Genomic DNA, 14,090 nt, shown 5'->3' on the forward strand with positions numbered 1-14,090 from the left:
GTCGGTTCGACCGGGCTGGCCTTGCCTGCGCCGCAAGGGGAGTTGGCGCTCCACGCGCGGCGACCCCCTCTGTCGCCTTCGGCGACATCTCCCCCTCGAGGGGGGAGATTGCTCAGTCCTAAATCAGCTTCTCCAGCGTGATCGGCAAATCCCGCACCCTCTTGCCCGTGGCGTGGAACACCGCGTTGGCGATTGCCGGGGCGACGCCGACGATGGCGAGTTCACCGACGCCCTTGCCGCCGAGCACCGAGGAATGCAGGTCGGGGATGCCGACCGAGATCACCTCGATGTCGGGAATGTCGGCATTGGTCGGCACCAGATAGTCGGCAAGGTTGTTGTTGACGATGCGGCCGTGGCGGCGGTCCATGATGCCTTCTTCGAGCAGCGCCTGGCCGATGCCCATGATGATGCCGCCCTTCCACTGGCTTTCGGCGAGCCTCGGGTTGTAGAGCCGGCCCGAATCCAGCGCCGACACCACGCGCGACACGCGCACCGTGCCGAAATCCTCGTCGACGCGCACCTCGACGAAATGCGCGCACCAGGAGTGGCGGGAATAGTCGCCCTCGGTGTGCGGCGGCGCCATGGCGATGGTGGTGTAGTTCTTGTAGCGGTCCTCGGCGCTCGAATTGGCCGGCATGGTGTCGCCCATCGCTTCGATGCGGTCGCGCCCGACGTTTTTGAGCAGTTCGGCGATCGAGACATCGGGGCCGTCGCCGCGCGGCGCGGTGATACGGCCGTTGGCGACGACCAGCGTGTTGGCCTGCAGCGCGTGGAAGGGCGAGCGCGGATCGCTGATCGCCAGCCCCACCAGCTGGTCGAGCGCCGCGCTCGCCGCCTTGTGGACCGCACCCGTCATGACGCCTGCCAGCCGCGAGCCGCCGGCGACGCCGGCGCGGGGAAAGCGGGAATCGCCGAGCTTCACCACCACGTCGTCGGCGGCCACGCCGACCGTCTCTGCGGCGGTCTGCGCCAGGATGGTGTAGGTGCCCTGGCCCATGTCGATCGAGGAGCTTTCGACCTCGACCGAGCCGTTGGCCAGGATGCGCACGACCGCCTCGCCATAGGCGCGCCGCACCGGATAGGTGCCGGCGGCGACACCCCAGCCGATCAGCTGGTTGCCGTCGCGCATCGAGCGTGGCTCCGGCGTGCGCCTGGCCCAGCCGAAGCGCTCGGCGCCCACGGCAAAAGCCTCGCGCAACTGCCTGGTCGACCAGGCTTTTTTCGCTTCCGGATCCTGTTCGGCGTAGTTCCGCAGCCGGATTTCCAGCGGATCGATACCGACCTCGTAGGAGAGTTCGTCGATGGCGCTTTCGATGCCGAAGGCGCTCGGGTTTTCGCCTGGCGCGCGCATGGCGCCCGGCACCACCGAATTCACCCGCACGACATTCTGCCTGGAGGAAAAATTCGGCGTCGCATACATGATCGAGGTGACCGATCCGAGAGGCTCGACCCACATGCCGTCGATCGATGTTTCATTGACGCCGCGATGCACGATCGACTGTATCAGGCCGTCATGGTCGGCGCCGATCGTCACCGTCTGCCGGGTCGCGGCGCGGCCGCCGTAACCGGTGAAGGTTTGCGGGCGCGTCATCACCAGCCGCACCGGACGGCCGAGCATCTTGGCGGCACATGCCGCTACCGCGCCATGGCTGAGCGCCAGCGCCTTGGAACCGAAGCCGCCGCCAATATAGGGCGAGACCAGCCGCACATTCTCGAACGGCACGCCGAACCATTCGGCATAGGTGCGGGCCATGCCGTCCAGCCACTGGCTCGGCTCCCACACGGTCAGACTGTCGCCCTCCCAGCGCGCGATCAGGCCATGCGGCTCCATCGGCGCCTGGTATTCGCGCGGCGTGTTGTAGGCGGCGCAGATCCGCACCGGGGCCGAGGCGAAAGCGGCCTGGGCGTCGCCCCATTCCTTGGTCATGGCGTCGATCGGGATGCCGTCGCCGGCCTTGCTATCGCTGAGGTCGACGATTGCCGGCGTCTCGTCATAGCTGACCTTGACCAGCGCCGCCGCGGCGGCCGCCTGCTCGAAGGTCTCGGCGATGACAGCGGCGACATGCTGACCCGAGAAGGCGATGTCGCGCGCCAGCGGGCAATAGGGCTTGTCCGGCGGCGGCGTGCCGAACCAGTCCGACGCGCTCCTGAGGCTGATGATGGTGTCAGGTGTGAGCACTCGCAGCACGCCCGGTGCCGCCTCGGCCGCCGTGGTGTCGATCGCGCGCACCTTGCCCGATGCGATCGTGCTTTCGACCAGCACGCCATAGGCGAGGCCTTCGAGCTGCTGCTCGACGGCGTATTTCGCCGCGCCGGTGATCTTGGCGGGGCCGTCGACGCGCGACAGCCGGCCGCCGACGGCTTCCGCCAGCGCGCCATCGGACGCATCGCCATGTCTTGTGTGAACGGTCATGCCGCTTCTCCCAATTTGAGGATGGCGCGCGCGACGACGCGCGGCGCGAGCTCGATCTTGTAGTGGTTGGCGCCATGGTCGACGGCGCCCTCGACGGCGAGCAGGCTGGCGGCCCGCACCGCGTCCGGCTCCAGCACCTTGCCTTTCAAGGCGTCTTCGACCGCGCGCGCCCGCCAGGGCTTGGTCGCGACGCCGCCGAGCGCCACGCGCAGGTCGCGGATGGTGCGCCCATCGGCTTCCAGTTCGAGCCCGACGGCGGCACTGGCCGCGGCGAATTCATAGGACTGCCGGTCGCGGATCTTCAGATAGGTCGAGCGGCGTGCGGCGGCGGAGGAGGGGATTTCGACGGCGGTGATCATCTCGCCAGGTTCGATCGCGTGTTCCCTGTCCGGGGTGGTGCCGGGCAGCAGGAAGAAATCGTCGACCAGGATACGCCGATCACCGAGATGGACGGTCGCGTCGAAGGCGACCAGCGCGGTGGCGAGGTCACCGGGGTACATGGCGATGCAGGCTTCGCTGGTGCCGAGCACGGCGTGTCCCCTGGTGACGCCGCCGATCGCCGAACAACCGCTGCCGGGCTGCCGCTTGTTGCAGGCGGAAAAGTTCGAGGGGCCGCGGAAATAGGGGCAGCGCGTGCGCTGCATAAGATTGCCGCCGATGGTCGCCATGTTGCGGATCTGCGCGGAAGCCGCCTGCCACAGCGCCTCCGAGACGGCAGGGAAGCGGCTCTTGATGTCGGCATGGTCGGCGACACGACCCATGCGGGCGAGCGCGCCGATGGTGGCGCCGCGCTCGTCGACCGCGATCCGGTCCAGTCCCTCGAGATGGGTGATGTCGACCAGCGTGTCGGGTTCGGCGACGCCGCATTTGGCGAGGTCGATCAGCGTGGTGCCGCCGGCCAGCAGCATGGCGCCGGGCAGGGCGGCCGCCTCGCGCGCGGCGTCGGTCGAGATGGCCCGAAGATAGGAAAAGTCCTTCATGACGCGACCTCCAGGGCTGCCTGGCGGACGGCGGCGACGATGTGCGGATAGGCGCCGCAGCGGCAGAGGTTGCCGGCCATGTATTCGCGGATCTCATCGTCAGAGCCGGCATGGCCCTCGCGGATGCAGGCCACCGCCGACATGATCTGGCCGGGCGTGCAATAGCCGCACTGGAAGGCGTCCTGTTCGAGGAAGGCAGCCTGCACGGGATGCAGTTCGCCCTCCCGTGCAAGCCCCTCTATGGTGGTGATGGCGCGGCCCTCGGCCTGCGCGGCCAGTGTCAGGCAGGCCAGCACGCGCTCGCCGTCGACATGCACGGTGCAGGCGCCGCACTGGCCGTGGTCGCAGCCCTTCTTGGTGCCGGTCAGGCCGAGGCGGTCTCGCAAGGCATCGAGCAGCGTGACGCGTGGCTCGATCCGCAATTCGTGATGGTGGCCGTTGATGTCGAGATGGACGGGGATTGTGTTTGTCATGGGCGCCTGGCTCCAGTTGCTTGACGCGGATGGGAATGAATTGGGGTTAGGCTAGATGAGGGCAAGGGCGCGAAGGGCGTAATCTCCCCCCTCGAGGGGGAGATTGCCGGCAGGCCAGAGGGGGTCGGTTCGACCGGATGCAACCTCCTGCGGCGGATGAGGGTTGGCGCTTCATGCGGGGCGACCCCCTCTGTCGCCTTCGGCGACATCTCCCCCTCGAGGGGGGAGATTAAACGCTCGGCGGTTTGCGGACGTGACATACCGGTTCCCCTGCTTATATGATAAAGGCACTCCACTAAAGCGGAGGCGCCTCCGTTTATTACGTGGGGGCTGACCCGACCGGGTTCAAGCCCCATATTTCGACAGTGGAGAAAAAATTGGCCGTTGAGCCGTCGATTATTGCTGAACAGACCGCCACGGCGGGCAAGCCGCTGCGCGCGGATGCCCGGCGCAATCGCGACCGGCTGGTCGAGGTGGCGGCGGAGGTGTTCGCCGGGCGCGGCATCGATGCCTCGCTGGAGGAGATCGCGCGGCGCGCCGGCGTCGGCATCGGCACGCTCTACCGGCATTTCCCGACCCGCGAGCATCTGGTCGAGGTTGTTTACCGCCGTGAGGCGGAGGGGTTGTGCGTGGCGGCCGGCGAGCTTGCGGCCAAATATCCCTCCGATGTCGCGCTGGAAGAGTGGATGCGGCGTTTCGTCGATTACATCGCCACCAAGCGCGGCCTGGCGACCAGCCTGCGCATCCTGCTCACCACCAATTCGACGCTGTTTTCCGACACGTCCGGGCGGATCTCGCAGGCGCTGCGGCAACTGGTCGAGGCGGCGGTGACCGACGGCACCATCCGCGGCGACGTCGACGCCTCGGACGTGCTGCACGCGCTCGGCGGCATCTACTCCGCGCCGGACACGCCGGAGTGGCGCGATCGCTCGCGCCGGCTGGTCAAGCTGTTGATGGACGGCTTGCGGTTCGGAGCGGGCACATCAATGAAGGCCGATCGCTGACCGAGGCCAGCAGCTGCCAACGCTGCGATCCGCCCGCCGGGCCACAAGGCTCGCACAAGCGCCGCAGCCCAAAGTGCCACCGCACATCGTGCAGGCGGCGTGGAGGCTGAACCGGCCGTAACCACCGCGTGGCAGAAGGCTTGAGGGCTTGAAAAGCGCGGCAGTTCAAATCGAGACGTTCGACGATCGGAATCTGATCATGGGCAAGGCGCCCATCGTGCGGGCCGTCTTCGAGGGGCGGGATATCTCGCCGTTGTGGAACGGGCTGTTCGGGCGCATCTCCGCCGATGTGACCGATGCCGCGGCATTCCTGGACGTGTCCATCCTGCTTCATGCGATCGGCGAGGAAGACAAGGCGGCGCTCAGCCAGAAGGCGGCGCTCGAGATCAGCCGCCAATACCGGGTCCGCAACGGACGCGGTACGGGCCTGAACGTCCTTGTGTTCATGACGGCCGGCGACTTCATGGCCAACACGCCGATCGAATTCCTGCTCGAGGATTCCGACACGAACCTGCTGCTCTATTATGTCGATGCCGACACGGCCGATCTGAAGGACGTGCCCGAGCATAACGTCGCGTTCGTGGCTGTCGGCGAGTCGGCGGCAAATCTGGCCGTGCTGGCGAACCTCGACCGGCTGCTGCGCGATTGGGCCGGGCCCATCGTCAACAACGCGCCGCGCCGCATCATGGCGCTGTCCAGGGACGGCGTCGCCGAGGCGCTGAAGGAAGAGCCTTCGATCCTGGCTCCGCCCGCCGCGCGCATTGACCGGGCCGTGATCGAGAGCCTGGCTCGCGGGGAAATCGAGGTCGGGGCAATCCTCGCGGCGAAGGCGTTTCCGGTGATCGTGCGCCCGGCCGGCACGCATGCCGGCAAGGGGATGGAGAAGATCTCCACGCGATCGGAGCTTTCGGCCTATTTGAATTCGCACGCCGAGGCCGAATTCTATGTCACGCCATTCATCGACTATAGCGGGACGGACCGCAAATTCCGCAAGCAGCGTGTCGCGTTCATCGACGGGCGCCCCTATGCCAGCCATCTCGCGGTCTCCGAACATTGGATGGTCCACTATCTGAACGCCGGCATGACCCAGCACGAAGACAGGCGTGCCGAGGAAGCGGCGTGGATGGCCAGCTTCGACAGCGATTTCGCGGTGCGCCACGCGCATGCCTTCGAAGCCCTTCACCGGCGCCTCGGGCTGGACTATTTCGCCATCGATTGCGCTGAACTCGCCGACGGCCGGCTGCTGGTGTTCGAGGCGGATGTGGCGATGATCGTCCATTCGATGGATTGGGAGAGCATCTTTCCCTACAAGAAGAGCGCCATGCGCAAACTCTTCGCGGCATTCGAAAACGCGCTGGCACGGCGCACGGCGCGCGTGAACTCGACGCCGCTTTGATCGCAATCAACTCACCACCGCCCTGACTTCGGAGACCATCATGCCTGCAATTCAGCGCGGGATCCTGCCGGTGCCGACGGGCCCGGACCTGGAAACGATCGGCCGCGACCACCGCGCGGGTTCGCCGGCATCCGTTTCGTTCCTGCTGCAGACAGGCGGCGACAGACGCATCTGGCCGGACGCGATCACGCGGCGCAACCGCTATGGCACGCGCGCCACGCCGGCGGACGACGAGATCTCGTTCTCGTCGACGACGGCAAGCAACATCTCCCGCGAAGGGTTCCAGGCGGCCAGTGCCGGGCTCGCGCGTCTCATCGATATCGCGTCGCCTTCCCCTGTCGCCTCCGAGCAATGGTTCGCCGACATCCGGGACCGGATCGCCGGCAATCTCGGCTGCGCGGGCGCGCAGGTGGTGCTCGCGGCTTCCGGAACGGATGCGGAGCTTCTCGCGCTCTGCATGGTCGCGGGCGTCTCCAGGCGCCCCTTGACCAATGTGCTTGTCGCGCCCGATGAAACAGGAAACGGCGTTCCACGGGCGGCGGCAGGGTTCCATTATTCGGATTTGACCGCCCTCGGCAGCACCGTCGAGGCTGGTGCGCCGCTTGAGGGGCTGCCGCCGGACCGCATCGAGGTGCGCACGATCGCCATTCGCAACGAGACGGGGGAGCCTCGCCACCAGCATGACATCGATGCCGAGATCATCGCCACCGTCGAAATGGAGCTGAAGCGGGATCGCGATGTCCTCGTCCATGTGCTCGATGCGTCCAAGACCGGGTTGCCGGCCGTAACCCGACAGGCGGCGCGCCACGTCGCGGCCCTTGCCCCGGACCGGGTGCGGGTCATCGTCGATGCCTGCCAGTTCCGCGGCTCGATCTCGCGATTGAGGCAGGACCTTGCGGATGGTTTTCTGGTGGCCTTGACCGGATCCAAGTTCGTCGCTGGCCCGCCTTTTTCCGGCGCTCTCCTTATCCCCACGGCATTTGCCGAGGAGCTTGCCGCCAGATCCGACATTCCAGCGGGCCTTGCGGAATACAGCGCGGCGCAGGACTGGCCCGCGGCCCTTCGCCAACGGACGCGGTTCGGCTTCAAGTCGGAATTGAACCTGGGACTGGGGCTGCGCTGGGTCGCGGCGCTCGCCCATCTCGACCGCTACGCGGCGATCGACGAATCTCGGCAAAGCCTCGTCAAGGAGCAGTTTGTCCGGATGGTGCGGTCTCGAATCGATGCGGTGAAAGGCGTCTCGCTGCATCAGGATGATGAAGGCGACCACCTCGGCTCCCGTGCCATGGTCCCCTTGACCGTCATGAATGGGGCCGCCGCTTTCGCGTCGTTCGAGGAGTGCCAGAGCATCCAACTGTCGATGCGCGGTCTCGACGGGGGGCCGATCTGCCATGTCGGGCAAGCCGTGCGGCTCGGTTCGCGCACGGTCCTGCGCGTTGCCGCGTCCGCTCCCGACGTGATCGGCGTTGCGCAGGCGATGTCGGCCGGCCAGCCGCTGCACCAGGCGTTCGCTCCGATGGAAGCCAGGCTCGACGTCTTCTTCCACAAATTGTCGGCGGCCCTTCACCATCACCGAGGCGCCTGATGTCGCGGGCGATCGAGCAGGAGCGCGTGGCGGCAACAGAAGCGGCCGTCGGCAGCCTTGATCCATCTGACTGGGATCAGTTTCGCGAGCTCGCGCACGGCTTGCTGGACGACATGATCGCCCATATCGAAACGATCAGGCAGAGACCGGTATGGCAGCGGCCCAGCGATGAGGCGCGCGCCAGGTTTGTCCGCCCGCTGCCGAAGCAGTCCCGCGAACTGGGCGATGTCCTGGACGACGTGCGCGCGCACATTGTGCCGTTCGCCACCGGCAACCTGCATCCGTCGTTCATGGGATGGGTCCATGGCGCGGGCACGCCGATCGGCATGGTCGCGGAAATCGTCGCCAGCGGCCTGAACATGAATTGCGGCGGCCGCGACCATGCCGGTCTCGTGGTCGAACAGCAGATCGTGCGCTGGATGAGCGAGGCGCTCGGCTACCCCGCTGGGGCAAACGGCCTATTCCTCACCGGCTCGTCAATGGCAAACTTCGTCGCGGTGACGATCGCCAAGACCGAGGCGCTGGGTCAGTCCGTCCGCGAGACCGGGCTGCGCGACTGTGACCGCCAGCTGGTCGCCTATACATCGGCCGAAGCCCATTCCTGCATCGCGCAGGCAATGCAGCTGTCCGGCATCGGATCGGCAAATCTGAGGACAGTCGCCGTCGACGATGCCGGGAGGATGCTGCCTGGCGCGCTGTGCGACACTATCGGGGAAGATCGGGCGGAAGGCTTCTTGCCGTTCCTGGTCGTGGGCACGGCGGGAACGGTAAACACCGGGGCGATCGATCCGCTGGCGGAAATCGCTGAAATCGCGTCCAGGGAGAAACTCTGGTTTCATGTCGATGGAGCGATCGGTGCACTCGCCGTGCTGTCCGATTCCCTGCGCGAACTGTTCAAGGGCATCGAGAATTCGGCATCGGTGGCGCTCGATTTCCACAAATGGGGTCAGGTTCCCTACGATGCCGGATTCCTGCTGGTGCGCGACGGCGATGCCCAGAAGCGCACGTTCGCACAGCCGGCCGCCTATCTGCAGCGCGGCGACCGCGGGCTCGCCGCCGGCGAAACCTGGCCCTGTGATCTCGGCCCGGACCTGTCGCGCGGGTTCCGCGCCTTGAAAACATGGATGACGATCGAAGCGCTTGGAACCGATCGCATCGGCGGCTCGATAGCACACACATGCAGGCTCGCCCGCCATCTCGCCGAAACCTTGGAACGCCACCCTGCATTCCAGCTGAAAGCGCCCGTGGCGCTCAACATCGTCTGTTTCGGCATTCGCGGGGCGGGCTCTGAATTCATCCGCGACCTGGTGCTGGATCTTCAGGAATCCGGCCTGGCCGCGCCTTCGTGGACGACCCTCAATGGCGAGCTGGTGGTGCGCTGCGCCATCGTCAACCATCGCACGACAGAGGCCGACATCGACGGGTTCGTGGATACTCTCGACAGGTATTTGGCCGATCGCGCGTTTCGTCCCGCGCCCGACGCGCCGGTTCGTCCCTGCTGATCGTCGGTGGCACTGCGCGAGAGGGACAGTTACCCACCGGAGCGCCAAGGCTTGCCCGCACACGTCTTCTCAGGCTGACACGGGTCGGCTCAGGGCTATGCCTTCGCTTCGACCAGGATCACCAGCGATTCCGGGACCACGCCGTCGAAGGCCATCGCATCGGCGGCCTGCTTGCTCTTCATCATTGCCGCCAGGGCGTCCATGTCGGGAACGTCCATCATCACGGCCACGCGTTTCGGGTTCTGCGGATCGACGAACGTACGGATGTTAGTGATCCCGATCGAGCCGAAAAGCTCCCTGCGCTTGGGTGAACCGAGCCAGTGCTTGGTGTCCTTCGTGATGTCGTGATGGCCAATGATTGTCGGCATGGCATCCTCCCCAAGGTGACGCCAGCGGCCGAAATCGCCCGCCTGATGCTGCGATCCACCTGTGCAAGCACTGAGCGCCGTTTCCCCGGACCTGTCAATTAGCTATTGCTCATATATAACGCGAGGCCAAAAGGCCCCGCCAGGCGGTGACGCCCGTGCAGGTGAGCGTTGCCGCTTCGGCATGTGTGTAGCCGGCCGGCGCTTTCGTGAAGGCGTGCGCCGGCATGCACACATATTCGCTTGCGAAACCGTCTATACTTTCTCCCGGAATGTCGCACTTGGTGGCGGGCGTCATGTCGCCGTCCAACCACCAGGGGTAGAAGGTGCTGACGACGCTGTCGCCGGGCCTGAAGGCATCGACATCGTCGCCGACCGCGACGACTTCGCCGGCGCCGTCGGAGAGCGGCACCCGGCCGTCGGCGAGCGGCGTCTTGCCCCGAACCGCGAAATCGTCGCGCATGTTCAACGAACAGGCGCGGATCCTCACCAGAACGTCGCCTGGCCCTGGCTGCGGCGGATCTTCCTCGACCAGTTCAAGCCTGTCCAAGCCATCGGGCGCTCTCAGCCTGACCAGTTTCATCGTCTTCTCCGTTATGCGGGGATGTCTGGTGCTGGGCGCTCGTTCTATCGGACCTGCCGGCCGGAGATCACCCGCAGCCAGGGCGCCAGATGGAAAGCGCTCATCAGCAGATACATCGCCGGCATTCCGGTCAGGATCGGGCCGGTCAGCGGCGAAGCACCCATGCACAGCATGGCCGCGTCGCTGCCCTGAATGCAGGAAAGCAGAGCCATCAGGGCGAAGGTGGGTGCCGCGGCGAGGCACAGCCAGTCGGCGATGCCGAGGCTGGCGGTATTTTCGGGGGTCGCACTGCCGATGCCGGAATGGATATCGCTCATGGTCTTTTCCTTGATGGTCGCGAGCCGTCGGATCTGGTTTCCTCGCTCCTGCCAAAGACGGGGAGGGCCGCGCAGCGGCCGGAGAGGGGGCTCTCGCGGGGCCCCCGCTCGGTCCCGGCTTCGCCGAGCCATCTTTCCCCCACTCGGTGGCACGGCTATCGCATATGGAGTCTTGCGAAGAGGGACCCCCACCCTAACCCTCCCCACAAGGGGGAGGGAATGCTGCCGCGCGCACCTTTACCTACGCCTTGGGATCGAAAACATGCTCGATTGGTCAGGATCGGCGTCAACGGAAGTCTCCCTCCCCCTTGTGGGGAGGGGTTAGGGGTGGGGTACTCGTAGGGCGAAAGCCTTGGCCCATATGCGATAGCCCTGCACTCCGTGGGGGGCGAGGAGCCCAAGCTGGATTGTCCCTACTTGTCGCCCTTGTCGCGGAAAGCGGCTTCGCCGGCGGCGGCCACTTCGGCCCATTTCTTGTCGGCTCCGGCTTCGTAATTGTCGTGCCAGTTCCACCAGCTGTAGAGCGGGGTCTGGGGGTAGCCTTCGGGCGAGTCCTCCCAGACCTCCTGGCGGCCGAGCGGCGTGGCGTCGAGATAGCTCCAGACCGTGCCCATCGCCTCGTCGCCGCGGTTGTTGATGAAGTAGGTGCGGAAGATGCGCTCGCCGTCATGGATGAACACGTTGTGGCCGTGCCATTCGTCGACGCCGAAATCCTTGTCGAAGCTGTCGGTGATTGTGTACCAGGGCATGTCCCAGCCCATCCGCGTCTTCAGCCGTGCGATGTCGGGCTGCGGCGCGCGCGAAGCGTAGGCAAGCGTGGTATCGCGGGCGTTGAGATGGGCGAGGTGGCCGACCTGGTCGGCGCCCAGCGAGCAACCGCGACAGGCGTGATCGGGCCAGCCATAGACGCCCGGTTCGAAGAAGGCGCGGTAGACGATCAGCTGGCGGCGGCCTTCGAACAGGTCGAGCAGGCTTGCCTTGCCATTGGGGCCTTCGAACACATAGGCCTTGTCCACCTCCATCCACGGCATGCGCCGGCGTTCGGCGGCGAGCGCGTCCTTGGCGCGCAATGTCGCCTTCTCCTTCACCAGCATCTTTTCGCGCGCGGCGTCCCATTCCTGCCGTGAGACGATCGGCGGGGTCTTCATCGTCATGTGCTTGGTCATTGGTCTTCTCCTTTGTCAGTCATGGTGTCGTTGCGGGCTGTCGTTGCCTGGGCATCCTGAGCCATGGTGGAGCCGGGCGGGGCGGGCGGTGCAAATGCAATGGCATCCGCATCCTCGGGGCCGGCACAGCAGGGGTGGCGCTGGGCACGCCCGGTGCTGCCGTTGGTTGCGTCGGTGGACATTCGGTGTTCTCCGTTGTTGCGCCGCTCGCTGCCGATGCGGCTTGCTGCTTGGCTGCGGTGACTTAAGTTAGGGCGGAGCTTTTCGGGGTGGGAGTTACAAGTGTGACGGGATTTGAATGGACTCGCTGATCACGGCGGCGGCGCTGGCACTGGCCGGAGGCGATCCGCTCGGCGCGCTTGACCGGGTCGCCTTGCGCGAGGACGCGCCGGCACTGGCGCTGCGCGGCATCGCCATGGCGCAGCTCGGCGACTTCGAGCGCGCCAAGCTATTGTTGCGGCGGGCCACACGCGCCTTCGGCCCGAAAGAGGCCGTCGCGCGCGCCAGATGCGTTGTCGCCGAAGCCGAGATCGCGCTGGTCTCGCGCGACCTCGGCTGGCCGGCGAAGGCGCTCGACGCGGCGCGCGCGACGCTGGAAAAGCATGGCGACCGTCTGAACGCGGCGCACGCCGGGCACCTCAAGGTGCGGCGCCTGCTGCTGATCGGCCGTCTCGACGAGGCCGAGCATGTGCTGGCAGGGCTCGACCCGACGCCGCTTCCGCCGGCGCCGCGGGCCGCGCATGAGCTCGCGGTCGCCGGCATCGCCATGCGGCGCCTCAGGACCCGGCCGGCGCGCGCGGCGCTGGAATGGGCCCGTAACGCCGCCCGCCAGGCCGGCATTGCCGGCCTCATGGCGGAGGTCGACAGCGCATTCCAGGCGCTGGAGGCACCCGCGGCACGGCTGATCACGCAGGGCGCGGAGCGGCCGGTGCTCCTCGAAGAGGTCGAGGCATTGCAAGGATCGCCAGCGCTGATCGTCGATGCCTTCCGCTATGCGGTGCGCAGCGGCGAGACCACGGTTTCGCTGGCGAGCCGGCCGGTGCTGTTCGCGCTGGCGCGTGCGCTCGCTGAAGTATGGCCTGGGGATGTGTCGCGCGAGGAGCTCGTGGCGCGGGCCTTCGGCGGCAAGCATGCCGATGAATCGCACCGCGCCCGCCTACGCGTCGAGATCGGCCGGCTGCGCGCCGAGCTTGGCGTGCTGGCGGATATCAGCGCCACCAGGCGCGGCTTCACGCTGGCGCCGCTTCAGGCGCGCGCCGTGATGGTGCTGGCGCGGCCGATCGAGGAACGGCACGCGGCCGTGCTTGCCCTGCTTGCCGATGGCGAGGCCTGGTCGAGCTCGGCCCTGGCGCTGGCGCTCGGAACCGGCCAGCGCAGCGTGCAGCGGGCGCTCGAGCCGCTCGCCGAGGCCGGCAAGGTGCAGTCCTTCGGCCATGGCCGGGCGCGCCGCTGGATGACGCCGCCGGTGGCGGGATTCACGACCACCTTGTTACTCCCGGCGCCGCTGCCGAACGGCTAGGACATGATCCCGAAGTGGAGCCTCTTTTCGGAACGGATCATGCTCCAGGCAAACGAACAGGCAGGATGACATCATTGTGAGGATCAAGACATGAAACATTCAGCGGCCGAAATCCTGCGCGAATACGGGCCTTTTTCAGGGGTGGACCAGGTCGCGGGCGTGAGCTTCGACGGCAAGAATGTCTGGTTCGCCTCAGGCGACAGGCTGAACGCGTTCGATCCGGAAAGCGGGCAGACGCTGCGTTCGATCGACGTCGCCGCCCATGCAGGCACCGCCTATGACGGCCGGCATTTCTTCCAGCTCGCCGGCGACCGCATCCAGAAGATCGATCCCGATACTGGCGGGGTGCTCTCCACCATTCCGGCGCCCGGCGGCGGCCGCGACTCCGGGCTGACCTGGGCCGAGGGCACGCTCTGGGTCGGGCAGTACCGGGAGCGCAAGATCCACCAGATCGATCCCGAGAGCGGAAAAATCCTGCGCACGATCGAGTCCAACCGCTTCGTCACCGGGGTGACCTGGGTGGACGGCGAACTGTGGCACGCCACCTGGGAAGGCGACCAGAGCGATATCAGGCGCATCGATCCGGAGACCGGAAAGGTGCTCGAAAGGCTCGACATGCCGGCCGGCAAGAACGTGTCGGGGCTGGAATCCGATGGCGGCGACTGCTTCTTCTGCGGCAGCGGCCCCGCCGGCGTGGTGCGCGCGGTGCGCCGGCCGAGGTGAGGGTGCAGAGGCGGGAAAGGCGGACCACGAACCAGCGCCGCGTTCCTTCACGCCCCCTCTGTCC

The 14,090-nt window shown here is 66.7% G+C and carries 14 protein-coding genes; 6 read left to right on the plus strand and 8 right to left on the minus strand.

Going from position 1 to position 14,090, the window contains the following annotated elements:
• Nucleotides 1-118: 118 nt before the first annotated feature.
• The 3 genes from FJ958_RS08400 to FJ958_RS08410 are packed head-to-tail and all read right to left on the minus strand — an operon-like array spanning nt 119 to nt 3,866.
• The gene (locus FJ958_RS08400; RefSeq protein ID WP_140741464.1) at nt 119-2,413 is read right to left on the minus strand and encodes a xanthine dehydrogenase family protein molybdopterin-binding subunit; all 2,295 of its coding nucleotides are present in this window, start codon (nt 2,411-2,413) and stop codon (nt 119-121) included.
• On the minus strand, nt 2,410-3,393 hold the full coding sequence (locus tag FJ958_RS08405; RefSeq protein ID WP_140741466.1) for a xanthine dehydrogenase family protein subunit M: 984 nt from the start codon (nt 3,391-3,393) through the stop codon (nt 2,410-2,412). Before FJ958_RS08405 ends, FJ958_RS08400 begins: the two co-directional genes overlap by 4 nt.
• On the minus strand, nt 3,390-3,866 hold the full coding sequence (locus tag FJ958_RS08410) for a (2Fe-2S)-binding protein (protein ID WP_140741468.1): 477 nt from the start codon (nt 3,864-3,866) through the stop codon (nt 3,390-3,392). Before FJ958_RS08410 ends, FJ958_RS08405 begins: the two co-directional genes overlap by 4 nt.
• A 377-nt stretch (nt 3,867-4,243) precedes the next feature.
• Between FJ958_RS08410 and FJ958_RS08420 the strand changes: the two genes are divergently transcribed.
• The 4 genes from FJ958_RS08420 to FJ958_RS08435 all read left to right on the plus strand — a co-directional run bounded on the left by FJ958_RS08420 (nt 4,244) and on the right by FJ958_RS08435 (nt 9,353).
• Nucleotides 4,244-4,870: a TetR/AcrR family transcriptional regulator gene (locus FJ958_RS08420; protein ID WP_140741472.1), complete on the plus strand. Its 627-nt coding sequence runs from the start codon at nt 4,244-4,246 to the stop codon at nt 4,868-4,870.
• Between the two features lie 199 nt (nt 4,871-5,069).
• Nucleotides 5,070-6,266, plus strand: a complete 1,197-nt coding sequence (locus FJ958_RS08425) for a tetratricopeptide repeat-containing protein (protein ID WP_246679548.1) — start codon at nt 5,070-5,072, stop codon at nt 6,264-6,266.
• A 40-nt stretch (nt 6,267-6,306) separates the two neighbouring features.
• Nucleotides 6,307-7,851: a hypothetical protein gene (locus FJ958_RS08430; protein WP_140741474.1), complete on the plus strand. Its 1,545-nt coding sequence runs from the start codon at nt 6,307-6,309 to the stop codon at nt 7,849-7,851.
• Complete coding sequence (locus FJ958_RS08435) at nt 7,851-9,353, plus strand: aminotransferase class V-fold PLP-dependent enzyme (protein WP_140741476.1); 1,503 nt, start codon at nt 7,851-7,853, stop codon at nt 9,351-9,353. The genes FJ958_RS08430 and FJ958_RS08435 overlap by 1 nt, the downstream gene beginning before the upstream one ends.
• Before the next feature lie 95 nt (nt 9,354-9,448).
• Here FJ958_RS08435 and FJ958_RS08440 read toward each other — a convergent pair whose 3' ends face one another.
• From FJ958_RS08440 to FJ958_RS08460, 5 genes are all read right to left on the minus strand, one after another.
• Nucleotides 9,449-9,721: a hypothetical protein gene (locus FJ958_RS08440; protein WP_140741478.1), complete on the minus strand. Its 273-nt coding sequence runs from the start codon at nt 9,719-9,721 to the stop codon at nt 9,449-9,451.
• Between the two features lie 109 nt (nt 9,722-9,830).
• On the minus strand, nt 9,831-10,301 hold the full coding sequence (locus tag FJ958_RS08445; RefSeq protein ID WP_246679549.1) for an alcohol dehydrogenase catalytic domain-containing protein: 471 nt from the start codon (nt 10,299-10,301) through the stop codon (nt 9,831-9,833).
• Nucleotides 10,302-10,345: 44 nt separating this feature from the next.
• Entirely contained in the window at nt 10,346-10,618 is a 273-nt protein-coding gene (locus FJ958_RS08450) for a hypothetical protein (protein WP_140741480.1), read from the minus strand.
• A 413-nt stretch (nt 10,619-11,031) separates the two neighbouring features.
• The gene (locus FJ958_RS08455; protein WP_140741482.1) at nt 11,032-11,784 is read right to left on the minus strand and encodes a thioredoxin family protein; all 753 of its coding nucleotides are present in this window, start codon (nt 11,782-11,784) and stop codon (nt 11,032-11,034) included.
• The gene (locus FJ958_RS08460) at nt 11,781-11,966 is read right to left on the minus strand and encodes a hypothetical protein (protein WP_140741484.1); all 186 of its coding nucleotides are present in this window, start codon (nt 11,964-11,966) and stop codon (nt 11,781-11,783) included. The genes FJ958_RS08455 and FJ958_RS08460 overlap by 4 nt, the downstream gene beginning before the upstream one ends.
• A 116-nt stretch (nt 11,967-12,082) precedes the next feature.
• On the opposite strand from FJ958_RS08460, the gene FJ958_RS08465 reads away from it, so the two are divergent.
• Nucleotides 12,083-13,303, plus strand: a complete 1,221-nt coding sequence (locus FJ958_RS08465; protein ID WP_140741486.1) for a helix-turn-helix domain-containing protein — start codon at nt 12,083-12,085, stop codon at nt 13,301-13,303.
• A gap of 90 nt (nt 13,304-13,393) precedes the next feature.
• Complete coding sequence (locus tag FJ958_RS08470; RefSeq protein WP_140612006.1) at nt 13,394-14,026, plus strand: PQQ-binding-like beta-propeller repeat protein; 633 nt, start codon at nt 13,394-13,396, stop codon at nt 14,024-14,026.
• Nucleotides 14,027-14,090 lie beyond the last annotated feature (64 nt).

The organism is Mesorhizobium sp. B2-3-5 (assembly GCF_006442395.1).
In the GTDB taxonomy this organism is placed as follows: domain Bacteria; phylum Pseudomonadota; class Alphaproteobacteria; order Rhizobiales; family Rhizobiaceae; genus Mesorhizobium.